21 protein-coding genes, 1 tRNA gene and 1 pseudogene are annotated in these 25335 nt (G+C 72.6%); 9 read left to right on the top strand and 14 right to left on the bottom strand.

Annotated elements, in window-relative coordinates:
* Nucleotides 1-17: 17 nt before the first annotated feature.
* The 7 genes from ABT023_RS13630 to ABT023_RS13600 form a co-directional block, all read right to left on the bottom strand.
* Nucleotides 18-728: an ABC transporter ATP-binding protein gene (locus tag ABT023_RS13630; RefSeq protein ID WP_350885083.1), complete on the bottom strand. Its 711-nt coding sequence runs from the start codon at nucleotides 726-728 to the stop codon at nucleotides 18-20.
* Complete coding sequence (locus tag ABT023_RS13625; protein WP_502890665.1) at nucleotides 718-1563, bottom strand: ABC transporter ATP-binding protein; 846 nt, start codon at nucleotides 1561-1563, stop codon at nucleotides 718-720. The genes ABT023_RS13630 and ABT023_RS13625 overlap by 11 nt, the downstream gene beginning before the upstream one ends.
* Nucleotides 1556-2665 carry a branched-chain amino acid ABC transporter permease gene (locus ABT023_RS13620; RefSeq protein ID WP_350885081.1) on the bottom strand — a complete coding sequence of 370 codons (1110 nt, stop codon included), beginning with the start codon at nucleotides 2663-2665 and terminating at the stop codon, nucleotides 1556-1558. The genes ABT023_RS13625 and ABT023_RS13620 overlap by 8 nt, the downstream gene beginning before the upstream one ends.
* Nucleotides 2662-3612 carry a branched-chain amino acid ABC transporter permease gene (locus tag ABT023_RS13615; RefSeq protein ID WP_350885079.1) on the bottom strand — a complete coding sequence of 317 codons (951 nt, stop codon included), beginning with the start codon at nucleotides 3610-3612 and terminating at the stop codon, nucleotides 2662-2664. The genes ABT023_RS13620 and ABT023_RS13615 overlap by 4 nt, the downstream gene beginning before the upstream one ends.
* Before the next feature lie 105 nt (nucleotides 3613-3717).
* Entirely contained in the window at nucleotides 3718-4878 is a 1161-nt protein-coding gene (locus ABT023_RS13610; protein WP_350885077.1) for a branched-chain amino acid ABC transporter substrate-binding protein, read from the bottom strand.
* A 259-nt stretch (nucleotides 4879-5137) separates the two neighbouring features.
* On the bottom strand, nucleotides 5138-6400 hold the full coding sequence (locus tag ABT023_RS13605) for a hypothetical protein (protein WP_350885075.1): 1263 nt from the start codon (nucleotides 6398-6400) through the stop codon (nucleotides 5138-5140).
* 70 nt (nucleotides 6401-6470) lie between these two features.
* Nucleotides 6471-7091 (bottom strand): ANTAR domain-containing response regulator, encoded by a 621-nt coding sequence (locus tag ABT023_RS13600; protein ID WP_350885073.1) that lies wholly within the window; start codon nucleotides 7089-7091, stop codon nucleotides 6471-6473.
* Nucleotides 7092-7183: 92 nt separating this feature from the next.
* Here ABT023_RS13600 and ABT023_RS13595 point away from each other — a divergent pair.
* The 3 genes and pseudogenes from ABT023_RS13595 (at nucleotide 7184) to ABT023_RS13585 (ending at nucleotide 8042) form a co-directional block, all read left to right on the top strand.
* Nucleotides 7184-7257 (top strand) — tRNA-Leu (locus ABT023_RS13595).
* A pseudogene (locus tag ABT023_RS13590) lies at nucleotides 7233-7400 on the top strand (hypothetical protein); the annotation flags it as partial. The gene ABT023_RS13595 and the pseudogene ABT023_RS13590, both read left to right, overlap by 25 nt.
* A 276-nt stretch (nucleotides 7401-7676) precedes the next feature.
* Nucleotides 7677-8042: a hypothetical protein gene (locus ABT023_RS13585; RefSeq protein ID WP_350885155.1), complete on the top strand. Its 366-nt coding sequence runs from the start codon at nucleotides 7677-7679 to the stop codon at nucleotides 8040-8042.
* Between the two features lie 42 nt (nucleotides 8043-8084).
* On the opposite strand, the gene ABT023_RS13580 is transcribed toward ABT023_RS13585, so the two are convergent.
* Entirely contained in the window at nucleotides 8085-9263 is a 1179-nt protein-coding gene (locus tag ABT023_RS13580; protein ID WP_350885071.1) for a trans-sulfuration enzyme family protein, read from the bottom strand.
* An 83-nt stretch (nucleotides 9264-9346) separates the two neighbouring features.
* On the opposite strand from ABT023_RS13580, the gene ABT023_RS13575 reads away from it, so the two are divergent.
* Both ABT023_RS13575 and ABT023_RS13570 read left to right on the top strand, forming a co-directional pair.
* The gene (locus tag ABT023_RS13575; protein WP_350885069.1) at nucleotides 9347-9826 is read left to right on the top strand and encodes an Lrp/AsnC family transcriptional regulator; all 480 of its coding nucleotides are present in this window, start codon (nucleotides 9347-9349) and stop codon (nucleotides 9824-9826) included.
* A 71-nt stretch (nucleotides 9827-9897) separates the two neighbouring features.
* Nucleotides 9898-10893 (top strand): LLM class flavin-dependent oxidoreductase, encoded by a 996-nt coding sequence (locus ABT023_RS13570; protein WP_350885068.1) that lies wholly within the window; start codon nucleotides 9898-9900, stop codon nucleotides 10891-10893.
* A 224-nt stretch (nucleotides 10894-11117) separates the two neighbouring features.
* Here the strand turns inward: ABT023_RS13570 and ABT023_RS13565 are convergent, their stop codons facing one another.
* Nucleotides 11118-13412: a rhamnogalacturonan lyase family protein gene (locus ABT023_RS13565; RefSeq protein WP_350885066.1), complete on the bottom strand. Its 2295-nt coding sequence runs from the start codon at nucleotides 13410-13412 to the stop codon at nucleotides 11118-11120.
* Nucleotides 13413-13656: 244 nt separating this feature from the next.
* Between ABT023_RS13565 and ABT023_RS13560 the strand changes: the two genes are divergently transcribed.
* Nucleotides 13657-15105, top strand: coding sequence for a pyridoxal-dependent decarboxylase (locus ABT023_RS13560; RefSeq protein WP_350885064.1), 1449 nt, complete (start codon nucleotides 13657-13659; stop codon nucleotides 15103-15105).
* 328 nt (nucleotides 15106-15433) lie between these two features.
* On the opposite strand, the gene ABT023_RS13555 is transcribed toward ABT023_RS13560, so the two are convergent.
* The gene (locus ABT023_RS13555) at nucleotides 15434-16393 is read right to left on the bottom strand and encodes a sulfite exporter TauE/SafE family protein (protein WP_350885062.1); all 960 of its coding nucleotides are present in this window, start codon (nucleotides 16391-16393) and stop codon (nucleotides 15434-15436) included.
* Between the two features lie 163 nt (nucleotides 16394-16556).
* On the bottom strand, nucleotides 16557-17027 hold the full coding sequence (locus ABT023_RS13550) for an RrF2 family transcriptional regulator (RefSeq protein WP_350885060.1): 471 nt from the start codon (nucleotides 17025-17027) through the stop codon (nucleotides 16557-16559).
* A 216-nt stretch (nucleotides 17028-17243) separates the two neighbouring features.
* Here ABT023_RS13550 and ABT023_RS13545 point away from each other — a divergent pair, with 216 nt between their 5' ends.
* Complete coding sequence (locus ABT023_RS13545) at nucleotides 17244-18611, top strand: serine/threonine-protein kinase (RefSeq protein ID WP_350885058.1); 1368 nt, start codon at nucleotides 17244-17246, stop codon at nucleotides 18609-18611.
* A 22-nt stretch (nucleotides 18612-18633) separates the two neighbouring features.
* Nucleotides 18634-20403, top strand: a complete 1770-nt coding sequence (locus tag ABT023_RS13540; protein WP_350885056.1) for a vWA domain-containing protein — start codon at nucleotides 18634-18636, stop codon at nucleotides 20401-20403.
* On the opposite strand, the gene ABT023_RS13535 is transcribed toward ABT023_RS13540, so the two are convergent.
* The 3 genes from ABT023_RS13535 to ABT023_RS13525 form a co-directional block, all read right to left on the bottom strand.
* Nucleotides 20404-21285 (bottom strand): acyl-CoA thioesterase, encoded by an 882-nt coding sequence (locus ABT023_RS13535; RefSeq protein ID WP_350885054.1) that lies wholly within the window; start codon nucleotides 21283-21285, stop codon nucleotides 20404-20406.
* Nucleotides 21282-22730 carry a pyruvate kinase gene (pyk, locus tag ABT023_RS13530; RefSeq protein WP_350885052.1) on the bottom strand — a complete coding sequence of 483 codons (1449 nt, stop codon included), beginning with the start codon at nucleotides 22728-22730 and terminating at the stop codon, nucleotides 21282-21284. Before pyk ends, ABT023_RS13535 begins: the two co-directional genes overlap by 4 nt.
* 279 nt (nucleotides 22731-23009) lie before the next feature.
* Nucleotides 23010-23375 carry a YciI family protein gene (locus ABT023_RS13525; protein ID WP_350885050.1) on the bottom strand — a complete coding sequence of 122 codons (366 nt, stop codon included), beginning with the start codon at nucleotides 23373-23375 and terminating at the stop codon, nucleotides 23010-23012.
* Between the two features lie 173 nt (nucleotides 23376-23548).
* On the opposite strand from ABT023_RS13525, the gene ABT023_RS13520 reads away from it, so the two are divergent.
* Entirely contained in the window at nucleotides 23549-25174 is a 1626-nt protein-coding gene (locus ABT023_RS13520; RefSeq protein ID WP_350885048.1) for a GMC family oxidoreductase, read from the top strand.
* The last annotated feature ends 161 nt before the right edge of the window (nucleotides 25175-25335 follow it).

Here is a 25335-nt window from a genome sequence, read left to right as displayed (position 1 = left end):
CTGAGGGGGCCGGCCGGTCAGGCCACGCCGAGGTACGCCTCTTTGACCGACGGGTCGTGCAACAACTCGGCGCCCGTACCGGACTTGACGATCCGGCCGGTCTCCAGCACGTACGCCCGGTGGGCGCGGGCCAGCGCCTGCTGGGCGTTCTGCTCCACCAGCAAAATCGTGGTGCCCTGCTGGTTGATCTCGGTGATGATGGTGAAGATCTGCTGGATCAGCATCGGCGCCAGCCCCATCGAGGGCTCGTCGAGCAGCAGCAGCTTCGGCCGGCTCATCAGCGCCCGGCCGACCGCGAGCATCTGCTGCTCGCCGCCGGAGAGGGTGCCGCCGGCCTGCTTGCGCCGCTCGGCCAACCGGGGGAACAGCTCCAGCACCCGCTTGAGGTCCTGGGCGACGCCGGCCCGGTCCCGCCGGGTGTACGCCCCCATGTCGAGGTTCTCCAGCACCGTCATGCCGGGGAAGATGCCCCGGCCCTCGGGCGCCTGGCACAGCCCGCGCCGGACCCGCAGGTCCGCGCGGAGCTTGGAGATGTCCTCGCCGTTGAACCGGATGGCGCCGGTGGCGATCGGCCGGATGCCGGAGATCGCCCGCATGGTGGTCGACTTGCCGGCGCCGTTCGCGCCGATCAGGGCGACGATCTCGCCCTCGTCCACGGTCAGGCTGATGCCGTGCAGCGCCTGGATCCGCCCGTAGAGCAGGCTCACGTCCTCGATCTCAAGCAGCATCGTCCGGCACCCCCAGGTACGCCGCGATCACCTTCGGGTTGTCCCGCACCTCGGCGGGCAGCCCTTCGGCGATCTTCTTCCCGAACTCCAGCACCACGATCCGGTCGGTCACGCCCATCACCAGCCGCATGTCGTGCTCGATCAGCAGCACGGTGACGCCGGTGTCGCGGATCTGCCGGATGAGCTGGAGCAGTTCTTCCTTCTCCGCCGGGTTGAAGCCGGCGGCGGGCTCGTCCAGGCACAGCAGCATCGGATCGGTCGCCAGCGCGCGGGCGATCTCCAGGCGGCGCTGCTCGCCGTACGAGAGGTTGCGGGCGAACTCGTGCATCCGGTGCCGGATGCCGACGAACTCCAGCAGGCGCTCGGCCTTCTCCCGGCCCTCGCGCTCCTCCCTCCAGTACCGCGGCAGCCGGAACAGCGCGGCGACCACGCTGGTCTTGTGGTGCGCGTCCGCGCCGACCTGGACGTTCTCCAGCGCGGTCATCTCCGGGAAGAGGCGGATGTTCTGGAACGTCCGCGCCATGCCCATCTTGGTGATCTGGTGACGCTTCTTGCCGCTGATCTTCTGGCCACGGAACCGGATCTGCCCCTCGGTGGGCTGGTAGATCCCGGTCATCGCGTTGAAGCAGGTGGTCTTGCCGGCACCGTTCGGCCCGATCAGGCCGAGGATCTCCCCCTTGTAGAGGGTGAAGTCCACGTCGTTCAGCGCCACGACGCCGCCGAAGCGCAGCGTCACGTGGTCGACCTCCAGCAGCGGCTCGCGCCGCGACACCGCCTCGACGGCGGGCGCACCCGCCTGGGCCGGAACGGCCGGGGTCTGTTCGGTGTCACTCACCGACGATCACCTCCTTGCGACGGTCCTTGAACTCCGCCGCCCGTCGTCGGTTCGGGATGAGGCCCTGCGGCCGGAAGATCATCATCACCACGAGGACCAGGCCGAAGAAGAGGAACCGGTACTCGTAGAGCTCGACGCCGAACAACTCGATGCCGCGGAACCGCTCGATCATGTACGCCACCAGGCCGCCGCCGACGATCGCGCCGACGATGTTGCCCGATCCGCCGAAGATCACCGCGGCGAGAATGATGATCGAGTTGAGCAGCTCGAAGTTCTGCGAGTTCACGAAGTTCTGCTTGCCCGCGAAGAGCGCGCCGGCCAGGCCGGCGATCGCCGCGCCCGCGGCGAACGCCCACAGCTTGAACTTGAACGTCGGCACGCCCATGAGCTGGGCCGCGTCCTCGTCCTCCCGGATCGAGATCCAGGCCCGGCCCACCCGGCTGTGGGTCAGGTTCCGCACCCCGATCACCACCAGGATGATCAGCGTGAGCACCAGCCAGTAGTACGGCCGGGCGTCGAGCACGCCGAAGTACGGCTTGCCGTCGGCGTACTTGCCGGGCGGGTGCGGGATCTGGTTGAAGCCCCGCTGCCCCTTGAGGAACGCCGAGCTGGTCGCCGCGATGCGGATCATCTCGGCGAAGCCGAGGGTCACCAGCGCCAGGTAGTCGCCACGCAGCCGCAGGGTCGGCGTGCCGAGCATGACACCGGAGACCATGGTCAGGGCGATCGCGATCGGCACCACCAGCAGCCACGGCCACAGTGTCTTGAGGTTGCTGCTCGGCGAGGTCAGCACCGCCACGGTGTACGCCCCGACGGCGAAGAAGCCGAAGTAGCCCAGGTCGAGCAGGCCGGCGAAGCCGACCACGATGTTCAGCCCGACCGCCAGCAACACGTAGATCGAGACGGTGAACAGGACCTGGGTGAAGTTCGAGCCCGGGGTCGGAATCGGCCCCAGGTACTGGTAGAACTCTCTGTTCGGCAGCGCGTAGAAGAACACGATCACCGCGGCCAGCAGCACCCAGCGCACCCAGCGTGGGGCACCGTGCCAGCGCTCGCCGACCGCCTCGCGGCCGGAGCGCACCTTCTCCAGGACCGTCGTCATGCCCGTGCCCTCCCCAGCGATTCACCCAGCAGGCCGGTCGGCCGGAACATCAGCAGCACCACCAGGACGGCGAAGGCGGCGAAGTCCTTCCACTGGCTCCCGAACAGGCCCGAGGCGTAGTTCTCCACCACGCCCAGCAGCAGGCCGCCCACCAGCGCGCCGCGAAGGTTGCCGATGCCGCCGAGCACCGCGGCGGTGAACGCCTTGAGCCCCAGCAGGAAGCCCACGCTGTAGGTCAGGGTCTGGATCCGCACGTCGTAGAGCAGGCCCGCCACGCCGGCCATGCTGCCGCCGGCGATGAAGACCATGAGGATCACCCGGTCCTTGTTCACGCCCATCAGCGCGGCGGTGTTGGCGTCCTGGGCCACCGCCCGGATACCCCGGCCGGTCCGGCTGCGGTTGATGAACAGGTCGAGGGCGATCATCATCGCCAGCGCGGCGCCGACGGTGAGCAGCTGCACCCCGTCGATCGGCACTCCGAACAGGTGGAACAACGGCTTTGGGCTGACCAACGTGGGGGCGCCCTGCGGCAGGCGGCGGGTGTAGACGCCGAACGCCTCGGAGATCGCGATCGAGGCGCCGATCGCGGTGATCAGGAAGGCCAGCGGCGGCGCGTTGCGCTTGCGCAGCGGCCGGTACGCCACCCGCTCGATCACCGTCGCGGTGCCCGCCGATGCGATCGCCGCGGCGATCATGGCCACCAGCAGATAGAAAAGGATCGACCCGAGCCCGCTCACTGACGAGTCCTGGTCAAGACCGAACCCGTTCCAGGTCCAGATCGCGGCGAACGCGCCCGCGATGAAGACCTCGGAGTGAGCGAAGTTGATGAGTCTGAGCACGCCGTAGACCAGCGTGTAGCCGAGCGCCACCAGGGCGTAGATCGCGCCCTGCGTCAGGCCGGTCGTGGTCAGGGTGCCGATGTTGGAAAAGAGTCCGTCGAAGTCCAAGGGAGGGACGCTCCGTCAGGTGTGGAGAAAAAGAGGGTGCGGCCGGGAGCGAGCTCCCGGCCGCACCCGCGATCACTACTCAATCGCTTGTCGCAGCGACCGGCTTCAGGACTTGGGGATCTCCTGGTCCGGAACGACCTTGCCGCCCGTCACCTTGAACGCCCAGACCTTGACCTGCGCCGGGTCCAGCTCGCCGCCCTCGACGAACTTGTAGCTGGCGGCGACGCCCTCGCCGCTGTAGCCCTTCACGAACTCCAGCAGCCCCTCGCGGGTGGTCTTACCGGCCTTGATGCCGGCGAGCAGGATGTTCGCCGCGTCGTAGGCGGTGTCGCTGTAGGTGCCCGGGTCCGTGCCGTTCAGGGCCTTGTAGTCCGCGGCGAAGGTGCCCCGGGCCTCGGTGGACGGCTGGCACGGGCAGGTCAGGATGGTGCCCTCGGCGGCGGCCTGGCCGGCGGAGGTGATGTACGCACCGTCGTTGACGCCGTCGCCGGCGATCAGCGGCGCGGTGACCCCGGCAGCGGTGAGCTGCTTGCGGATCAGACCGGCCTCCTGGTAGTAGCCACCGTAGAAGACGGCCTTCACGTTGGCGGCCTTCACCTTGGTGACCACGGCGGAGAAGTCGGTCTGCTTGCCCTCGCCCTGGACCTTGTCCGAGCCGGCGACCGCCGGGCCGAGAACCTTCTTGACCTCGTCGGCCAGGCCCGCGCCGTACGCCGACTGGTCGTCGATGACGTACGCCTTGTCGGCCTTGAGGACGTTCTTGATGTAGTTGCCGGCCGCCGGGCCCTGGCTCAGGTCGTTGCCGACCGCCCGGAAGAAGGTCTTCCACTTCTGCTGGGCCAGCTTCGGGTTGGTCGCGGAGGCGGTGATGGTGACCAGACCGGCCTCGTTGAACAGCGGACCGGCGGCCTCGGACTCACCCGAGTAGGCCGGGCCGACGACGCCGAGGATCTTGGTGTCGTCGATCGCCTTCTGGGCCAGCCCCGGGGCCTGGTCCGGGCTGCCCTGCGAGTCCAGTTCGGTGAGCTCGACCTTGCAGTCCGCGTTCTCCTTGTTGTACTTGTCGACCGCGAGCTTGACGCCGTTCTTCTCGTTGATGCCCAGCGCGGCCGAGCTGCCGGTCAGGGCGCCGAAGAACGCGATCTTGCTGCCGCAGGCGCTGCCTCCGGCCTCCTCCTCGTCGCTGCCGCTGGAGCAAGCGGTGCCACCGGCGACGAGCGCCAGCATGGCGACGCCACCGATCACGCGTGCGAGCTTCTGCCTCAAGGCCCGAACCCTCCTCCGTCCCATGGCCCGAACCACCCGCTGCCCATTGGCTCTTGCGGGGGCGGACGAACCAGACCGTCGTCGCCGGTCTGGGGCGGGACGTTATCCCACCAGGAAGCTGTGACGTAAGCCCCAGGCAGCGGGGTTGACCGAACCGTTACACGCCGTGGCGAAGCGGAGACGATCGCTGTAAGAAATTTCTATCCTGAAATGTCCTCACCTGCGCTGCATCGGTAACGGGCATCAGCCGGACCACCCGCTACCGGTCGATCCACGGCGGCACCGCCCACCAGGCACGGGACGATCCACCGTCGTCCGCCAGCAACAACAGTCGCTCTTCCCCACCGGCCACCGCCACCGCCGTGTCCCCGCTGTCCGGCACCGCCGCCGGTCCCGGCACCGTCACCGCCCGCCACGACACGCCACCATCCGCCGAGGCCCACAACCGCCGGCCGGCCCCGTCGCCGGTCACCGCCACCAATCGGCGCCCCACCACCGCCAGGCCGACCACCGACAGCACCCCCGGACCGGCCGCCCCGAACCCGCCGACCCGCCGCCACTGCGCCGCCCGGCCCGGTTCCGTGGGCGGTCCCGACGGGCTGAGCTCCCCCACCGACTCGGCCGCCGCCGGCCGCCATGCCGCGAAGCCGTCCCGCACCGGACCCACCGCCACCGGCTCGCCGTCGAGCAGGACCACCCGCTGCGCCCGGCCCCGCCCGTCCGGGGTGGGCAACTCGGCCCGCCGCCAGGCCTGCCCGTCCGCCGATGTCCACGCCAACGGGGCCAGCGCCGCGCCACCGGCCGGCAGCAGCGAGCCCACCACCAGCCATCCGGACGACCCGGCCACCGCGTCGTACGCCGCCGTGCGACCCCGACCGTCGCCCGCCAACTCCGGTGCGCCCTCCAGGATCGCGAACCTGGACGCGTCCGGCGACGTCCACACCGCCGCCCCGTCCACCCGGGCGCCGGCGATCAACCAGCCGCCCGGCCCCGCCGCCAGCCGGCCCGCCGCCACGGCCCGCTGCCCGCCGAACAGCTCGAACCCCGCCAGCACCTCGCGCACCGACCCGTCCGGCCGCTGCACCCAGGTGCCCGTACGCGGGTTGCCGTGCACCCCGCCGTTCTTCGCCCCCAGCGCCGCGATCCGGCCGTCCCGGCAGGCGACCGCGTACAGCACGTGCTGGCGGCCGTAGAACGACTCGCCCCGCACCGGCAGCGCCGACCAGGAAACCCCGTCCGTGCTGGACCACGCCGCCGGCCGGGTCGCGCCCGCCGCGTCCGCGACCGCGCCCACCACGAACCAGCGCCCACCGCAGGCCGCCGCGTCGCGCAGCAGCAACCGCCCCGGAGCGCCCGGCGGCGTCGGCAGGGTCACCGCCCGCCAGTCGGGACGCAGCGGGGTCGGCTCCGGCGCGGGACGCGGGGCCGACCAGCACCCGGCCAGCAGCACCGCGCACGCGGCCAGCAGCGCCGCACACGCGGCCGCCACGCCAGGCATCGCCCGCAGGCGCCGAGAAGGCATGGACGCGATCGTATCGATCAATCGCAACGACGGGGAGCCCGCGATGCGCGGACCCCACCCGACGGGGCCGTCAGGAGGCCGGCTGGGCCACCTCGCCGCCGGCGGTCTCGGCGAGGATCCGCTCGGCGACCTCCTTCATGGTCAGCCGGTGGTCCATCGCCGTGCGCTGGATCCACTTGAACGCCTGCGGCTCGGTCATCCCGTAGGTGGTCATCAACGCGCCCTTGGCGCGCTCCACGGTCTTGCGGATCTCCAGCCGGTCGGTCAGGCCGGCGACCTCGGCCTCCAGCGCGGCGACCTCCGAGTACCGGGACAGCGCGATCTCCACCGCCGGCACCAGGTCGCTCTTCTGGAACGGCTTCACCAGGTACGCCATAGCGCCGGCCGCCCGGGCCCGCTCCACCAGGTCACGCTGGCTGAACGCGGTCAGGATGATCACCGGGGCGATCCGGGCGCCGGCGATCCGCTCGGCGGCGGCCAGCCCGTCCATGATCGGCATTTTGATGTCGAGGATGACCAGGTCGGGCTTCAGTTCCTCGGCGAGGCGGACCGCGGTCTCGCCGTCGCCGGCCTCGCCGACGACGTCGTAGCCCTCCTCGACCAGCATCTCGGCCAGGTCCAGCCGGATGAGCGCCTCGTCCTCGGCGATCAATACCCGCCTGCGCTCGGCATCCGTCTGCGTCTCGGCCACGAGCCACTCCCACCAGTCTGTGCCCGACACCGCCGTGCCGGGTGTCGCCGCCCCTAGCGTAGTGGGTAGTCTGTCAGGGCCGAACCACGGAAGCCCCTGTACTCCAACCGGAAGAGAGACGGAGCTCAAACCTCCGACAGTGTGGGTTCGAGTCCCACCGGGGGCACAGAAGTTGTCATACAGGCGTTCGAAGATGGGTGGGTGCATCCACCTGAGATCCGAGCGCGCGCCCGCCGCCTCTACCTCTCCGGGGCCACGGTTGCCGAAACCGCCCGCAGTGTCGGCCTCGCCTACGCGACGGTCCGTCAGTGGTGCAGGCATCGTCCTGAGCCGAAGCAGCAAGGCACCGCCTTCCGCTGTTTTCGCTGCGGTCCCGGTATCGGCAATTCGACAGACCCACATGCCTATGCCTATCTCCTGGGGCTTTACCTCGGAGATGGGCACCTCACCACCTCGAGTCGGGTTCCGGTCCTGAGGATCTCGTGCAGCAACGTGTGGCCGGGCCTTATCGAGGCTTGCGACTCCGCCATGCGAGCGGTCTTGGCGGCAAAAGTGCAACGGGTTCAGCAGCAGGGGTGCGTCAGCGTGCAGAGCTACGGCGTGCACTGGCCCTGCCTGCTGCCGCAGCACGGGCCGGGCAAAAAGCACGAGCGGCCCATCGTCCTCGCCGACTGGCAGCGCGAGATCGTCACCGCCCACCCCGGCGACTTCGTTCGCGGCCTCTTCCACTCCGACGGCTGCCGGTTCGCCAACCGGGTGACCGTGCGCGGCAAAGGCTACGTCTATCCCCGCTACATGTTCACCAACGAGTCGGCCGACATCATGGGGCTGTGCCAGTGGGCGCTGGGCCTGCTGGGCGTCGCCTGGCGGATGAGCCGCCGCAACTCGCTGTCGGTGGCCAGGCGCGAGGCGGTCGCCGCGCTGGACCGGCACGTCGGCCCGAAGTCCTGACCCCGCTGGGCGGGACCGCCGCCCGACCCGAGCACCCGTCGGTCAGGCGAGCGCGGCGAGCGCCTGCTCCAGGTCCGCCCGCAGGTCCTCCGGGTCCTCCAGGCCGACGGAGATCCGCAGCAGACCGCCGACCGGCTTGGCGTCGCCGGAGACCGGCCGGTGGGTGAGCGAGGCCGGGTGCTGGATGAGGGTGTCCACCCCGCCGAGGGAGACGGCGTGGGTGATCAGCCGGCACGCCCCGGCGACGGCTGCGGCGGCGGACGCGCCGCCGCGTACCTCGAAGGCGAGCAGGCTGCCGGTGCCGGCCATCTGCCGGCCGACGAGCCCGGCGGGGTCGTCGATGCCGGGGTGGTGCACGCGGGCTACGGCGGGGTGCCGGGCGAGCCAGCCGGCGAGCTTCTCGGCGCCGGCGGACTGGGCGCGGACCCGCACGGGCAGGGTCTGGAGGCCGCGGTGCAGCAGGTACGCGCCGAGGGGGTGCAGGATCGCGCCGGTGAGGGCGCGGACCTGGCGCAGCCGGGCGGCCCACTGGTCGTCGCAGGCGACGACGCCGGCGAGGACGTCGCCGTGGCCGCCGATGCTCTTGGTGGCACTGTGCAGGACGAGCGCGGCGCCGTGCCGGGCGGGTTGCTGGAGGACGGGGGTGGCGACGGTGTTGTCGACGAGCAGGGGCACGTCGCCGGCGGCGGTGGCGAGGGCGGCGATGTCGACGAGGTCGAGGGTGGGGTTGGCGGGGGTCTCGACGATGACGAGGGCGGTGTCGGGGCGGACGGCGGCGGCGACGCCGTCCGGGTGGGCCCAGGTGACCTCGGTGCCGAGCAGGCCGGTGGCGAGGACGTGGTCGGTGCCGCCGTAGAGGGGGCGGACGGCGACGATGTGGCGCTTCCCGTCCCGGGTGGCGGCGAGGACGGTGGCGGTGAGGGCGGCCATGCCGCTGGCGAAGGCGACGGCGGCGGCGGTGCCTTCGAGCTCGGCGAGGGCGGTCTCGAAGCGCGCGACGGTGGGGTTCCAGAGGCGTTGGTAGACGGCGCTGCCGCCGGGCGGGAGGGTGCCGCCGGTGGCGAGGAGCTCGTACGCGTCGCCGCCGTCGGTGACCGACGGCAGGGGGTTGGTGGTGGACAGGTCGATGGGTGGGACGTGGACGCCGAGGGCGGCCAGGTCGGCGCGGCCGGCGTGCACTGCTCTGGTGTCCACGGTCGTCATGCGGGAAGCGTCGAACATCAGAGCGAGAACCGGCAAGAGAATCGCAGAAGATTCTGTTTGGTGGTCTTTGACAACGCGATGATTCGGAGCAGGATGGTGGAATGCCCCTCGCACCGAATGATGTGCGGCCCTTCGCCGCCCTGGACGACGTCGATCGCGCGATCCTGACCGAGTTGGCCGTGGACGGCCGACTGCCGAACAACGCCCTGGCGGACCGGGTGGGGGTGGCGCCGTCGACATGCCTGACCCGGACCCGGTCGCTGCGGGAGTGCGGGGCGATCCGGGGGTTCCACGCGGAGGTGGACCCGGCGGCGGTGGGACTGCCGTTGCAGGCCCTGGTGTCGGTGCGGCTGACGGCGCACGAGCGGGCGGCGGTGGACGCGTTCCGGGCCCGGTCGGTGCGACTGCCCGGGGTGGTGTCGGTGTTCCACGTGGCGGGCGCGGAGGACTACGTGTTGCACGTGCGGGCGGCGTCCGGGGACGCGCTGCGGGACTTCGTGCTGGACCATCTCGCGGTGGACCCGGCGGTGCAGCACACCCAGACCAGCCTGATCTTCGAGCAGGCGCGCGGGATGGGTTGAGCCACACGTACCCGGCGAGGGGAACAATTCCGGCACGGGACGGGTTGGACGATCGCGTGATCAACGTACCGATGTCTGTTCTTGATCTTGCCCCGGTCGCGGCCGGCGCCACCGCCGGCGCGGCCCTGCGGCACACCACCGAGCTGGCCCGGCGCACGGAGGAGTTGGGCTACCGCCGGTTCTGGGTGGCCGAGCACCACAACATGCCGGCGATCGCGAGCTCCGCGCCGGCGGTGCTGCTCGCGCACCTGGCGGCGAACACCTCCACGATCCGACTGGGCTCGGGCGGGGTGATGCTGCCCAACCACGCCCCGCTGGTGGTGGCCGAGCAGTTCGGCACCCTCGAAGCGCTGCACCCGGGCCGGATCGACCTGGGGATCGGCCGGGCCCCGGGGACCGACCAGGTCACCGCGCTCGCGTTGCGCCGGACGATGGAGGGGCTGTCGGCCGAGGGGTTCCCCCGGGAACTGGCCGACCTGATGAACTACTTCTCCGGGGAGCGCCCGGGGCCGATCACGGCCACGCCGGGGCGGGGCCTGCAGCCCGCGGTCTGGCTGCTGGGGTCCAGCGGATTCAGCGCGCAGCTCGCCGGGCTGCTGGGGCTGCCGTTCTCGTTCGCGCACCACTTCAGCGCGCAGCACACGCTGCCGGCGCTGGCGCTGTACCGGCAGCACTTCCGGCCGTCGCGGTTCCTGGAGAAGCCGTACGCGATGGTGGCGGTGAACGCGGTCTGCGCGGACACCGACGAGCGGGCGGAGTGGCTGGCGGGGCCGAGCGTGCTGTCGTTCCTGAGGCTGCGCTCGGGGCGGCCGGAGCCCCTCGCCACGCCGGACGAGGCGGCGGCGTACCCGTACACGGAGGCGGAGCGGGAGTTCGCGCTCGCCCGGCGGGAGGGGCAGGCGCTGGGGTCGCCGGAGACGGTACGCCGGCAGCTCACCGGCCTGCTGGAGCGCACCGGCGCGGACGAGCTGATGCTGACCACGCTGGTGTACGACGTGGCCGACCGGGTGCGCTCGTACGAGCTGATCGCGGACAAGGTGGCGGGTGGACTGCGCCGGGCCGGGTGAAGCTGCGGGAAACGCCCGAAACACGGTCTTCATAACGGCGTCACCCCCGCGTCGCGGACGGCGCGTAACTTTGGTTCCGGTGGTGGTACGGCACTCCCCGGTCGGGACGGGTCGGGGGTGCCGCGGTGTGGTGCACCGGGCCGGAGCTGTGCGGATTCCGCGGCTGCGGCCCGGTGCCTGCCACCCGCCCTGCCGGTGTCCCCGGCGGGCAGGACGTCCAGCGCTCAGCGCAGGTAGATGTTCGGCACGGGCGGGGTTCCCATGCCGTCCCCGATGAAGAAGCCCGGGTGCGGCGGCTGGTTGTAGGCCGTGTTCTGCCACGCGATCGCGGTCCGGTACTGCGGGTCGTGCATCAGCGTGTGAATCCGGGTGCCGGTCGGGGTCGGGGTGCTGTAGATGCGCAGCGCGGTGCTGTCGCTGGTGCGCCAGACGACCTCCTCCCGCCAGTCGCCGAGGATGTCGCCGGACAGCGCCGGGGTCGACTTGGTGCCGTTGTTGGAGCTGACGCCGCTGCCGGTGAGCAGTCGGGTCTCGCCTGCGGTGCCGTACTTGTCGACCTTCGTGCCGTCGAGGAGTTCACGCACCGGGTCGCCGTCCCACCAGGCGAGGAAGTTCGCCGAGGACGGCTTACGGCCGACGTTCTGGCCCCTGGTGTCGGCGAGGCCGCCGACGGCGGAGGACCAGGACTCGGCGCCGGGGCTGCCGGCCCAGATGTCGGCGCAGACGCCCCGGCCGTTGTCGCCGGAGGCAGGGGTGGACCAGATGATCTGCCCGGTGCGGGCGTCGGCGAACCAGGAGCTGGGCTTGCTGGCGTCCTCGTCGACCTTGAAGATCTCCAGGCCGGCGCGGCCGGGGTCGAGGTCGCCGACGTGCAGGGCGTCGCCGTGGCCGTTGCCGGTGGAGTAGAGCAGCCGGCCGTTGTCGTCGATGGTGGCCGCGCCGTAGACGATCTCCTGCCGGCCGTCGGCGTCGACGTCGGCGACGGAGAGCTGGTGGTTGCCCTGGCCGGCGGCGGCGGAGTTGCCGGAGGCGTTGGAGTCGAACGTCCACCGCCTGGTGAGGGTGCCGTCGCGGAAGTCCCAGGCGGCGATGACGGCGCGGGTGTAGTAGCCCCGGGCCATGATCAGTGAGGGGCGCTGGCCGTCGAGGTAGGCGGTGCCGGCGAGGAACCGGTCGACCCGGTTGCCGTAGCTGTCGCCCCAGGAGGAGACGGTGCCGCGCGGCGGGTCGTAGTTGACGGTGGACAGGATCGCGCCGGTCCGGCCGTCGAACATGGTCAGGTACTCGGGGCCGGACAGGACGTACCCGCTGGAGTTGCGGTGGTCCGCCGAGGATGAGCCGACGAGCTGACCGGTGCCGGAGCGGGTGCCGTCGGCGGTCTTCATGGCCACCTCGGCCCGGCCGTCGCCGTCGTAGTCGTACACCTGGAACTGGGTGTAGTGGGCGCCGGCCCGGATGTTGCGCCCGAGGTCGATGCGCCACAGCCGGGCGCCGGTCAGGGTGTACGCGTCGACGAAGACGTTGCCCGTGTAGCCGGACTGGGAGTTGTCCTTGGCGTTGGACGGGTCCCACTTGAGCACAATCTCGTAGCGGCCGTCGCCGTCGAGGTCGCCGACGCTGGCGTCGTTGGCGGCGTAGGTGTACGCCTCCCCGGTCGGGGTGGTGCCCCCGGCCGGCGGCTGGATCGGCACGTCGAGGTAGCCGCCCGCGAACTGGAGCGCCGGCCCCGACGCCGCCTGCTCAACGCCGTTCACCACGGCCCGCACCGTGTACGCCGACCCGGCGGCGGCCCCGCTGTCGAGGTGGTTGGTGGCACCGGCGATCGGGCTGCCGTTGACCCTGGTCGAGCCCCGGTAGAGGTTGAACGACACCCCGGAGGTCTCGGTGCCCAGCAGCCGCCAGGAGACGAGGTTCCCGCTGCCGGAACGGACGCTGATCAGGCCCCGGTCGAGGTCCTCGACCTGCTTCGCCCCGGCGGGCGGGGTGGTGGGGGGCGGCGTGGTGGGCGGCGGCGCGGTGGTGGGCGGGGTGGTGGTGGGCGGGGTGGTCGTCGGGGTGGTCGTCGGGGTGGTCGTCGGGGTGGTGGCGCCGGTGCAGGTCGTGCCGTTCAGCGCGAAGCTCGCCGGGACGGGGTTGCTTGCGTCGTTCCACGAGGCGTTGAAGCCGAAGTTCGCGGTGCCGCCGGTGCCGATGGCGGCGTTGTAGCCGGCGTCGCGGGCGGTGACCTGGGCACCGGACTGGGTGACGGTGGCGTTCCACGCCTGGGCGACCTGCTGACCGGCGGCGTAGGACCAGGTGAGGGTCCAGCCGTTGACCGGGTCGCCGAGGTTGGTGACGGTGACATCGGCGCCGAAGCCGCCGCCCCACTGGTTGATGATCTTGTAATCGACGCGGCAGCCGGCGGCGGCCGAGGCCGCCACGGCGCCGAGGGTGCCGGCGGTCAGGGTGGTGGCGGTGAGGGCGGTGGCCGTCGCCGCGGCGAGCAGGACGGCGCGGCGACGGGATCTGCTGGGGTGCACGGGCGTGCCTCCGGGGAGGTCGGGCGCGCGGCGACGCGATGCCCGTCGGCCTGCCCTGGGCCGGCGGTGGCGGTGCGCCGCGCTGGGGTGGTGGGCGGACGCATTGACGTCCGTAGTTCGACTCCGCGCTGCACGAATGCTAGGACAACGCTTTCCGGCAGGCAACAGCCGTGCCCTTCCCGCCTGCCGGAAGCGCCCCCGAGCGGGCCTTGCCCTCGGCGGCGGGATTTGATCAACTCGGCGGATGGCTGAGCACATGGACCCCGAGGAGTTCCGCCGGGCCGGGCACGCGGCGGTGGACTGGATCGCCGACTACTGGGCGACGCTCGGGCAGCGCCCGGTCACCTCGCACGCCCCGCCGGGGACGCTGGCAGCCGCGCTGCCGACCGGCCCGACCACGCACGGCGAGCCGGTCGAGGCCCTGCTCGCCGACCTGGACGACCTGGTCACCCCGCACCTGACCCACTGGCAGCACCCGGGCTTCTTCGGCTACTTCCCGGCGAACACCTCCGGCCCGAGCGTGCTGGGCGACCTGATCAGCTCCGGGCTCGGCGTGCAGGGCATGCTGTGGGCGACCAGCCCGGCCTGCACCGAGCTGGAGACGGTGGTGCTGGACTGGCTGGCCGGGCTGCTCGACCTGCCGCAGCGATTCCGCTCCACCGGCAGCGGCGGCGGCGTGATCCAGGACTCCGCCTCCTCGGCGACCCTGGTGGCCACCCTCGCCGCGCTGCACCGGGCCGGCGGAGGCCGATGGCGGGCCGCCGGGATCGACCGCCGCTACCGCGCCTACACCTCCAGCCAGGGCCACTCGTCCATCGAGAAGGCGGCCCGGATCGCCGGGCTGGGCCTCGACGGGGTACGGGTGATCGACGTCGACCCGGAGACCCTGGCCATGCGCCCGGACGCGCTGCGCGAGGCGATCCGGGCGGACCTGGCCGCCGGCGACGTGCCCGCGATCGTGGTGGCCACGATCGGCACGACCTCCACCACCGCCGTCGACCCGCTGCCGGAGATCGGCGCGATCTGCGCGGAGCTCGGTGTCTGGCTGCACGTCGACGCCGCGTACGCCGGGGCGGCGGCGGTCTGCCCGGAGCTGCGCTGGTCGCACGTCGGTCTGGAGTACGCCGACTCGTACTGCTTCGACCCGCACAAGTGGCTGCTCACCGGCTTCGACTGCGACGCGTTCTGGGTGGCCGACTCCGGTGAGCTGATCGAGGCGCTGACGGTGCTGCCGGAGTACCTGCACAACGCGGCGACCGAGACCGGCGCGGTGATCGACTACCGGGACTGGCAGGTGCCGCTGGGGCGTCGGTTCCGCGCCCTGAAGCTGTGGTTCGTGCTGCGCTGGTACGGGGTGGAGGGGCTGCGGGCGCACATCCGCTCCGGGGTGGCCCTCGCCGACAGGTTCGCCGCCCGCGTCCGCGCCGACGACCGGTTCACGCTCGCCGCGCCGCACCCGTTCTCGCTGGTCTGCTTCCGGCTCACCGCCGGCGACGAGGCCGGCGTCGAACTGCTGTCCCGGGTCAACGCCACGGGCCGGGTGTTGCTCACCCACACCCGGGTCGCCGGCCGGTACACCCTGCGCCTTGCGGTCGGCTCGCCACTGACCACACAGGCGCACGTGGACGAGGCATGGGAGCTGCTCTCCACCATCGCGGGGACGATGCTGGAGGAGCCCGGAGCCAGCCGCTGAAGATCCGCGACAGCCTGACGGCACGCCGGGGGTGATACGCCTTCCAGGCGCTATGGAGCTGCCCGCACCAACGGGGCATCTTCGCGTCACGGTGGGCAGCGTCGGCCGAGGACATGCGCTACCGGTAGCGCAGACGGGGCAGCTCCATAGGCAGCCCGACAGCCCATGCAGCTGCCCTCCCATGGTCCTGAGGCACAGGGCAACGTCGAGGAGCGCCGGGCGACGCTTCGGCTCCACAGCCCGGCGAGGCGTACCCCCAGCTCTGCCGGACCGCCTCAGCGACCAGCGACCAGCGACCCTGAGTCCAGGGCCCAGGGCCCTCCGACCGTCAGCCCTCGGCGGTGGCGGTCACCGGGACGGGCCGCGACGGGGCGTCGTCCGCCACCGGGGCAGCCGAAGCAGCGACGGCGGCCTCGACCGTGGCGCGGGCGTCGCGGACGCGGCGCAGCGCGCGGACGGCCAGGACGATCGCGACGAGCCAGCCGGCGGCGAGGAGCCCGTAGACCAGCCACTGGGCCCCGCCGGGGAGGCCGCCGACGCGGATCAGGGTGCGGGCGTTGGTCAGCACGATCACGCCGCCGATGGTGGCGCCGAGGAGCTGGGCGGGGACGATCCGGACCAGCCAGGCGGCGATCGGGGCGGCGATCAGGCCGCCGATCAGCAGGGCTGCGACGGTCGGCAGCAGGAAACCCTCGGTGCCGAGGCCGATCAGGAAGCCGACGCTGGCCGCGCCCGCCACCACGAACTCGGCGGTGTCGACCGAGCCGATGACCTTGCGGGGCTCCATCCGGCCGGAGACCAGCAACGCCGGGGTGGCGACCGGACCCCATCCTCCGCCGCCGGTCGCGTCGACGAAGCCGGCGACCAGGCCGAGCGGGCCGAGGAACCGGCCGCGCAGCCCACCGGCGGCGCGGTTGACGCGCAGCGGTCGGGAGAAGCGCACCAGCAGGTACGCGCCGAGGGTGAACAGGATCGCGGCCATCCACGGCGCGGCGGCCTCGGTGGAGATGGAGCTGAGGACGGTGGCACCGGCGAACGCGCCGAGCGCGCCGGGAACGGCGATGCGGGAGACCACCCGCCAGTCGACGTTGCCGAACCGCCAGTGGGCCACCCCGGCGGCGAGCGTGGTGCCGATCTCGGCCAGGTGCACCGAGGCCGACGCGGCGGCCGGGGCGACCCCCGCGACGAGCAGCAGGGTGGACGAGGTCAGCCCGTAGGCCATGCCGAGCGAACCGTCGATCAGTTGCGCGACGAGCCCGACCAGGGCAAGGACCAGCAGCTTGCGCACGAGCGCCCCCTGACTTTGCGGCATATCCTATCGACTTGGTCGACAATGCGGCACGCGTCGACCCGGGTCAAGTCCCCGATCGGCTGATGGGACGCGCCGGACGGCCGCCACCGGTGGCGCGACCGGCGATCCGTGGCGGTGGCGGGTGCGCGGGTGGCGCCGGTCAGCTCCAGGCGCGCGGGTCGGCGGCCAGCTCGTTGACCCGCGCGGGGAGCGTTCCGTTGGCCACGTCCGCGACGGTGACCAGTTCGAGGATCTCCCGCTCGCTGGCCCGCAGGGCGATCCACACGTCCTGCAACGCCCGGGCGGCGCCGAGGTAGCCGAGCTGCTCCGGGCGCTGCCCCCGGACGTGTGCCAGTGGCCCGTCGATCACCCGGATCACCTCCGCCAGGGAAATGTCGGCGGCCGGCCGGGCCAGCCAGTACCCGCCCTCGGGGCCGCGCTGGGCGTGCACGATCCCGCCGCGGCGAAGTTGCAGCAGGATGCTCTCCAGGAACTTCGGCGGGATCTCCTGCGTCTTGGCGATCTGCTCGGCCGTCACCGGGCGGGCCCGGCCGGCGCCGGCACCGTCGGCGACGGCCGCGAGTTCGGCGGCCGCGCGGAGGGCGTAGTCGACCCGAGCGGAGAGGCGCATGTCGGTCAGGTTAGTCGGCGAGCCGGCCGGCCAGGCTGCCGCCCCTCGGCCGAACGGCCGAACCACCGTCGTCCCACCGCCCGGCCGGGCGGCTCTCGTCGGTGGCGCGGTCGTGGCACCATACCGATGTCGTCGCGCGACGGGGACCCGACGGCGCACCAGCGCGCAGAGCGGAAGACAGCCAGGCCGATAGGGGCAGCGACAGCGATGCCGGACATGACACCGCTGGGTCCGCGGGATCCGGACCGGGCGGGCCCCTACGAACTGCTCGGCCGCCTCGGTGCGGGCGGCCAGGGCGTGGTCTACCTGGGCCGCGAACAGCAGGGCGGGTTCGTCGCCGTCAAGATGATCAACCTCGACCTGCACCACAACCCGCGCGCCAAGGCCCAGTTCGCCAAGGAGATCGCCGCCGCCCGGCGGGTGGCGCCGTTCTGCACCGCGCAGATCCTCTTCGCGGACGTGGACAACGACCCGCCGTACGTGGTGAGCGAGTACATCGAGGGCCCGACCCTGCAACGGCACGTCCGCGAGTACGGCCCGGTCACCGGCAACGCCCTGCACCGGCTGGCCGTGGGCACCGCCACCGCGCTCGCCGCGATCCACCAGTCCGACGTGGTGCACTGCGACCTCAAGCCGGACAACGTCGTCCTCGGCGCGGACGGCGCCCGGGTCATCGACTTCGGCATCGCCCGGGCCCTCGACGTCACCGAGACGATGACCAGCAGGATCATGGGCACCGCACCGTACATGGCGCCGGAGCGGTTCCGCGACGACGAGGTGGGCCCGGCCAGCGACGTGTTCGCCTGGGCGGCGACCATCGCGTTCGCCGCGGCGGGCCGACCGCCGTTCGGCACCGGGACGGTCGTTGCGGTGATGAACCGGGTGCTGCACGACCCGCCGGATCTGGCCGGCCTCTCCGGCCCGCTGGCCGAGCTGGTCGGGCAGTGCCTGGACAAGGACCACCGGGCCCGGCCGCCGGCCGAGCAGGTCCTGCTGCGCCTGCTGGGGCACACCCCGCACGCCGGGGCGCCGGTGCCGATCCAGACGGCGCTGCGGGCGGGCACCGACGCGGCGGCCACCCAGTTGGTTCCCCGCCAGCCGGCGACGCACGAGCCGACCGGGTACCCACCGACGACGTACGGGCCGGCGGCACCCCCGCCGACGACGTACGGGCCGACGGCACCCCCGCCGACGACGTACGGGCCGACGGCACCCCCACCGACGACCTACGGGCCGACGGCTCCCCCACCGACGACGTACGGGCCGACGGCGCGCGGGCCGGCGCGGGACACGTGGTCGCGGCGGGTGCGCCGGCAGTACGCCGATGCCTGGGGGATCTCGGCCGCCATCTTCCTGGGCGCGGCCGGCGGGGCCGCCGGGTACGTGGCGACCACCGCCGCGGGCACCGCCGCCGCCGTGGGGGCGGTGACCTTCGTCGTGGTCTACGGTGTCCGTCTGCTCGTCGCCACCGCGCTGCCAGGAGCCCCCGCACCGGACGCCGCCGCACCGGACGGCCCCGCACCGGACAGGTCCGGGGCGCCAACGTCCGACCGGGGCGGCCCCGCGGCCTACCCCGGTGCCTGAACCCGAACCCCTGGAGGATCCGATGGCCACCGGTCAGCCTTCCGCCCGGCCGTGGTTGCCGTTGACGGTGGCCGTCGTCGCCGGGCTCGCGGTCATCGCCGCGGCGTACGTGATCGTGCGGCCGGACTCCGGCGCGGACCGCTCCTCGTGCGTGGCGCTGGAGGTGAACTCGTCGACGGAGAAGGACCAGTTGCTCGGCCAGCTCGCCGCGAAGTACAACGACAGCGACCGGCGCTTCGGCGGGCGCTGCGCCCAGGTGACCGTGCACGGGCTCAACTCGGGCAAGGCGATGGAGGCGCTGGCGGGCGGCTGGGCCAGGCAGCAGCCGGCGGTCCCGGCGCCGCAGGTGTGGCTGCCGACGTCGTCGCTGTGGACCGGTCGGCTGCGGCTGCTCGACGAGAAGGCCGGCCGGCCGGTGCAGACCCCCGACCTGTACCCGTCGATCGCGAACAGCCCGCTGGTCATCGCCATGCCCAGGGAGAAGGGCGAGCTGGTGCAGCAGCGCGGCCCCCTCGGCTGGGCGGACGTCCTCGGGCTGTCCGGGGATCAGGGCTGGGCGGCCTTCGGCCGCCCCGAGTGGGGCCGGTTCACCTTCGGCAAGGACAACCCCAACCTGTCCACGTCGGGGCTGGCGGCCACCATCGCGACCTACTACGCGGCGGTGCAGCGCTCCAGTGACCTGACCGAGCCCGACCTGGCGCAGCCCGCGGTGACCCGGTTCGTCCGCGAGATCGAGGCGAACGTCTCGCACTACAGCGACGACTCGGTGGACCTGCTGCGTGACCTCGCCGAGGCGGACCTGGGCGCGGCCGGTGACGCGCGGACGCGGGACATGAGCGCGGTCGTGGTGCAGGAGGAGCTGGTCTACCAGTACAACCAGGGGCAGCTCAGCCCCACTCCGGGCCAGAAGCCCCGGGTTCCGCTGGTGGCGGTGCACCCGAAGGAGGGCACCTTCAACCTCGACCACCCGTACGTGGTGCTGCCCTCGGCCGACGAGACGCAGCGCGCGGCGGCGCAGGACTTCCTGCTCTTCCTCCAGGCCGACGCGCAGCAGCGCAGCTTCGCCGAGCTCGGCTTCCGCGACCACGAACGCCAGCCCTCGGACGAGCTGGTCGCCGCCGTGCGGGGCGGGCCCGCCGGGAATCTCAACTACTTCGCTCCGCCGGAGCCGGAGGTGGTGGACGCGATCCTGCGCGGGTGGAGCACGCTGCGCAAGAAGGCGAACATCCTGTTCGCCGTGGACGTCTCCGGCTCGATGACCAAGAAGGTCGCCGGCCGGTCCCGGCTCCAGGTCGCCACCGACGCCGCGGGCAAGGCGGTGCGCCTGCTCAACTCGGCCGACCAGGTCGCGCTCTGGTCGTTCTCCTCGGAGACGGAGCAACGGCCGAAGACGCCGTACAGCGAGGAGGTCCGGCTCGCGCCGTTCAACCAGGCCGGATTCACCCGCAAGCTCGCCGGCCTGCGGGCCGCCGGCAACACGGCGCTGTACGCGACGGTCCGCGCGGCGCACCGCCGGCTCCTCGCCAGTTACGACCCGGACCGGATCAACGCGGTGGTGGTCCTCACCGACGGCAAGAACGAGTACCCGAAGGACAGCGACCTCGCCCGGCTGCTGAAGGACATCGCGCTGGACCCGGAGCGGCCGGTGAAGGTCTTCTGCGTCGCCTTCGATCAGGAATCCGACTTCGCCACCCTCGACAGGATCGCCAAGGCCAGCGCCGGCAAGGCGTTCGACGCCAGAGACCCGGCGACGATCGACGAGGCGTTCGTGAAGCTGGTCAGCAGCTTCTGATCAGGTGCCGACCCGGCGCAGCAGGCCCTCCTGCACGGCGCTGGCGACGTGCCGGCCGTCGATGGTGAACATCCGGCCGGTGGCCAGCCCGCGCGCGCCGGAGGCGGACGGGCTGCCGCAGTCGTACAGGAACCACTCGTCGGCCCGGAACGGCCGGTGGAACCACAGGGCGTGGTCGAGGCTGGCCCCGACCACGCCGCCGGGCCCCCACACCTCGCCGTGCACCGACAGCACCGAGTCCAGCAGGGTCAGGTCGGAGGCGTACGTCACGGCGCAGGCGTGCAGCAGCGGGTCGTCGGGCAGCTTGCCGTCGAAGCGCATCCAGACCCGCTGGTGCGGGTCGGCGGGCCGGTCGCCGGGGCGGACCCAGCCGGGCTCGCCGACGTAGCGCACGTCGATCGGGCGCGGGATCTGCCCCCAGATGCCCAGCCGCTCCGGGTAGCGGGACAGCCGGTCGGTCATCGTGGGCACGTCGTCCGGCGCGGGCACGTCCGGCGGGGTGGGGGCCTGGTGGTCCAGGCCCTCCTCGGCCCGCTGGAACGACGCCGACATGAAGAAGATCGGCTGGTCGTGCTGGAGCGCCACCGAGCGGCGCACGGAGAACGACCGGCCGTCGCGGACGTTCTCCACCTGGTACTCGATGGGCTCGGACGGGTCGCCGGGCCGGACGAAGTAGCCGTGCAGCGAGTGCACGAACCGCTCCGGGTCGACGGTGCGGCCGGCGGCGACAAGGGCCTGGCCGGCGACCTGGCCGCCGTACACCCGCTGCGGACCGACCGGGGGGCTCACCCCCCGGAAGGTCATCCTGTCGGTCTGCTCCAGGTCGAGGACCTCGAGGAGCTGGTCGACGGCAGCCTGGCCGACGGCGACCGGGTCGGTCACTGCAACGCCCGCGCGGACGCCGCGTCGACCAGCGAGCCGAGCTGGTGCACCCGCAGGGTGTTGGTGGAGCCGGGGGTGCCGGGCGGGCTGCCGGCGACGATCACCACGTAGTCGCCGGGGTTGGCCCGGTCGAGCCCGAGCAGCGCCTGGTCGACCTGGCGGAACATCTCGTCGGTGTGCTCGACGAACGGCATCAGGAACGTCTCCACGCCCCAGCAGAGGGCGAGCTGACTGCGCACCTCGGGCACCGGGGTGAAGGCCAGCAGCGGCAGGTCGCAGTGCAGCCGGCTGAGCCGCTTGACGGTGTCGCCGGTCTGCGAGAAGGCCACCAGGGCCTTCGCGCCGATGGCCCGGGCGATCGAGGACGCGGCGACGGTGAGCGCCCCGCCGTGGGTGCGGGGGTCGTGCTGGAGCCGGGGCACCCCGATCGAGCCGGCCTCGGTGGTGGTGATGATCTTGGCCATGGTGCTGACCGTGAGCACCGGGTACTTGCCGACGCTGGTCTCGCCGGACAGCATCACCGCGTCGGCGCCGTCGAGGACCGCGTTGGCCACGTCGGAGGCCTCGGCGCGGGTCGGCCGCGAGCTCTCGATCATCGAGTCGAGCATCTGGGTGGCCACGATGACCGGCTTGGCGTTCTCCCGGCAGAGCTGCACGGCGCGCTTCTGCACCAGGGGGACCTGGTCCAGCGGCATCTCGACGCCGAGATCACCGCGGGCGACCATGACACCGTCGAAGGCCAGCACGATCGCCTCGAGGTGGTCGACCGCCTCGGGCTTCTCGACCTTGGCCAGCACCGGCCGGTACACGCCCTCCTCGGCCATGATGTTGTGCACGAGCTTGATGTCCTCCGCCGAGCGGACGAAGGAGAGCGCGATCATGTCGACGCCGAGGCCGAGGGCGAAGCGCAGGTCCTCGGCGTCCTTGTCCGACAGGGCCGGGACGCTGACGGCCACGTTGGGCAGCGAGACGCCCTTGTTGTTGGAGACCGGGCCGCCCTCGGTGACCAGGCAGCGGATGTCGTTGCCGACCACGTCGCTGACCTCGACGGCCACCCGGCCGTCGTCGATCAGCAGCCGGTCGCCGGCCTTCACCTCCTGCGGGAGCTTGCGGTAGGTGCAGGAGACCCGCTCCTTGGTGCCGAGGATCTCGTCCCCGGTGATCACCACGGAGTCGCCGGTGCGCCACTCGTGCGGGCCGTCGGCGAACCGGCCGAGCCGGATCTTCGGGCCTTGGAGGTCGGCGAGCAGGGCCACCGGGCGGCCGGCGGCGTCGGAGGCCTCGCGGACGAGTCGGTAGACCGCCTCGTGGTCCGCGTGGCTGCCGTGGCTGAAGTTGAGTCTCGCCACGTTCATGCCCGCCTCGACGAGCCCCCGGATCCGCTCCGGGGACGAGGTGGCGGGGCCAAGAGTGCAGACGATCTTCGCGCGGCGTGTCACGCCCATCAGGCTAGTCTCTCCTCCGGGTCGGTCTACGGGCCGACCCCTTTCGGATTGCGGAACAGTTCTGCGACGACGCGTCGCACCCGCGCACCCGGCGGGCGGACTCACATCCGGAACCATCGTCCGGAATCGTCGTGTCGGCGGGCATCGGCGACCGCGCGCCGGGAATCGTACCGCCCGGCGTCACCTCCCTCGGGCGCGCTCCCCGCCACCGGGCGACGGTATCAGCGCACGGGCCGCGACCGCCGTCACGATGCCGACACCCCGCCGGCCGCCGAGCGGTCAGCTCTCCGTCTTGGCCAGGGGAAACTCCACCGCGCCGGCCGGGCAGAGGAACGTCAGCACGTCCACCCGGTAGAGCCCGGCCTGCACCGCCGGGTCGGCCTCCATGACGCCGCGCACGTCGTCCACCGAGCCGGTGCGGGCCAGCCCGAAGCCGATCGGCGGGTCGGGCTCGCGGGCGGGGCCGTCGATCGAACCGGCGACCAGCACGATGCCCCGTCGTTGCAGCGCCCGCATGTGTTCGGTGTGCTCGGCCTGCAACCGCTGGACCGTCTCGTCGGGCAGGGCCCGCCCGGCGGGGCCCGGGTAGAGCACGATGCACTCGTAGGTGTCGAGCGCGAAGTCGACCTGCGGCATCCCCGTCATGGCGCTCCTCCCCCTGGCCAGCGTCGCACGGGCGGGCCGGCGGCGGGGCCACTCGGCCCGATCCGCCACGCGGGGTGACCTGCCGGACGCGCGGGGCGACCCCGGCCTTTCCCCTCAGTGATCGGGCAACTACCTTCTGAGTGGTTCTCGTATCCGTCGAAGCGGGAGGCCCCGTGCAGGAGTACGACTACGTCGTGGTGGGCGCGGGCGCCGCCGGGTGCGTGTTGGCCAACCGGCTGAGCGAGGATCCGGCGACCCGGGTGCTGCTGGTCGAGGCGGGCGGCTGGGACCGCAGCCCCTTCGTACGGCTGCCGAAGGGGTTCAGCCGGCTGATGGACGACCGGCGCACCGCGTGGCACTACCCCGCGGAGGCGGCGCCCGCGCGGCGCGAGGTGTGGCAGCGCGGCCGGCTGGTCGGCGGGTCCAGCTCGATCAACGGCATGGTGTACGGCCGGGGCGACCGGGTCGACTGGGACGGGCTGGAGCGGCTGGGCAACCCGGGCTGGGGCTGGGACACCCTGCTGCCGATCTTCAAGCGGCTGGAGGATCACCCGCTGGGAGCCTCCGAGATGCGCGGCGCGGGCGGGCCGCTGCGGCTGTCCTCGGCGACCGGCACCGACGAGCTGTGCGAGGCGACGATCGGCGCCGGGGAGGCGCTGGGCTGGCGTCGGGTGGACGACCTGAACGCCGAGGACGGAGAGCGGATCGGCTACCTCACCGCGACGATCCGTGACGGTCGCCGGGTCAGCGCCGCCGACGCGTTCCTGCACCCGGTCCGGGACCGACCCAACCTGACCGTGGCCGTCGAGACGGAGGTGCTGCGGATCCTCGTCCACGCCGGCCGGGTCATCGGGGTACGGACCCGCCGCGCGGGACGGACGGTCGACTACGCCGCCTCGGCCGAGGTGATCCTCGCCGCCGGGGCGATCGCCAGCCCGCAACTGTTGCAGGTCTCCGGGATCGGGCCGGCGGACACGCTGCACCGGGCCGGGGTGAGCGTGCTGCTGGACCGGTCCCGGGTGGGACGCGGGCTGCGCGAGCACCGGTCGACGCCGGTGCAGTTCCGGCTGGCCGGCAACGGCGGCTACAACCACATGCTGGGCAGCCTGGTCGGGCAGGGGCTGGCCGCACTGCGGTACGCGCTGACCCGGCGCGGGCCGCTGAGCCTGCCCGTGCAGGACATCGGGGCGCACTTCCGCTCCACCCCCGACGTCGATCATCCGGACGCACAGTTGCTGGTCGCGCCCTTCTCAGCGGCGCCACGCCGCCCGGGTCACGCGCTGGAGCTGGAGTCCGAGCCGGGGATGATGGGGCTGTGCACGGTCACCCGGCCGGACAGCGAGGGCAGCCTCGCCATCACCTCGGCCGACCCGTCGGCCCCGCCCCGGATCGTCGCCAACTACCTCGACACCGCGCACGACCGGCGGATCGCCGTGAACGCCTTCCGGCGGATGCGGGAGCTGTTCGCGACGGACCCGGTCGCCCGGCGCATCGCGGTGGAGACCGTGCCCGGCCCGGAGGTGCGCGACGACCGGGAGATCGTCGAGGCGACGCTGGCGCTGGGCTACTGCGGGTACCACGCGGTGGGCACCTGCGCGATGGGGCCGGGCGACGAGCACGTCGTCGACCCCGAGCTGCGGGTGCGCGGGGTCGACGGGCTGCGGGTGGTGGACGCCTCGGTGCTGCCGGTGCTGGTGTCGGGTTATCTGAACGCCCCGGTGATGGCGCTGGCCTGGCACGCGGCGGACCTGATCCTGGGCCAGGTGCCGCAGCCGACGGGGGTCGGACCGGCGGCATAGCTCCCTGGGCGTGGGAACCGTTCCGGCACGCCCACCCCGACCACGTGCCCGCTCCCCTGCACCTGCGGCCCTGACCCGGGGTCGCCGGGCACACCCCGCGATCGGCTTGCGGGCCGCGATCCGGGGAATGCCACCGCAGGACGTCGGGGTCCGCCGACGAC

The sequence above is a fragment of the Micromonospora sp. NPDC002296 genome (assembly GCF_040296145.1).
Classification (GTDB): domain Bacteria; phylum Actinomycetota; class Actinomycetes; order Mycobacteriales; family Micromonosporaceae; genus Micromonospora.
The sequence above is the reverse complement of the archived record's forward strand: the minus strand, read 5'-3'. Positions and strand labels throughout refer to the sequence as shown.

Coding starts and splice junctions, on each gene's coding strand:
- ABT023_RS13630 (WP_350885083.1), bottom strand. CDS start 728: ATGCTGCTTGAGATCGAGGACGTGAGCCTGCTCTACGGGCGGATCCAG.
- ABT023_RS13620 (WP_350885081.1), bottom strand. CDS start 2,665: ATGACGACGGTCCTGGAGAAGGTGCGCTCCGGCCGCGAGGCGGTCGGC.
- ABT023_RS13605 (WP_350885075.1), bottom strand. CDS start 6,400: ATGCCTTCTCGGCGCCTGCGGGCGATGCCTGGCGTGGCGGCCGCGTGT.
- ABT023_RS13580 (WP_350885071.1), bottom strand. CDS start 9,263: ATGTTCGACGCTTCCCGCATGACGACCGTGGACACCAGAGCAGTGCAC.
- ABT023_RS13575 (WP_350885069.1), top strand. CDS start 9,347: ATGCCCCTCGCACCGAATGATGTGCGGCCCTTCGCCGCCCTGGACGAC.
- ABT023_RS13570 (WP_350885068.1), top strand. CDS start 9,898: ATGTCTGTTCTTGATCTTGCCCCGGTCGCGGCCGGCGCCACCGCCGGC.
- ABT023_RS13560 (WP_350885064.1), top strand. CDS start 13,657: ATGGCTGAGCACATGGACCCCGAGGAGTTCCGCCGGGCCGGGCACGCG.
- ABT023_RS13550 (WP_350885060.1), bottom strand. CDS start 17,027: ATGCGCCTCTCCGCTCGGGTCGACTACGCCCTCCGCGCGGCCGCCGAA.
- ABT023_RS13545 (WP_350885058.1), top strand. CDS start 17,244: ATGACACCGCTGGGTCCGCGGGATCCGGACCGGGCGGGCCCCTACGAA.
- ABT023_RS13540 (WP_350885056.1), top strand. CDS start 18,634: ATGGCCACCGGTCAGCCTTCCGCCCGGCCGTGGTTGCCGTTGACGGTG.
- pyk (WP_350885052.1), bottom strand. CDS start 22,730: ATGGGCGTGACACGCCGCGCGAAGATCGTCTGCACTCTTGGCCCCGCC.
- ABT023_RS13525 (WP_350885050.1), bottom strand. CDS start 23,375: ATGACGGGGATGCCGCAGGTCGACTTCGCGCTCGACACCTACGAGTGC.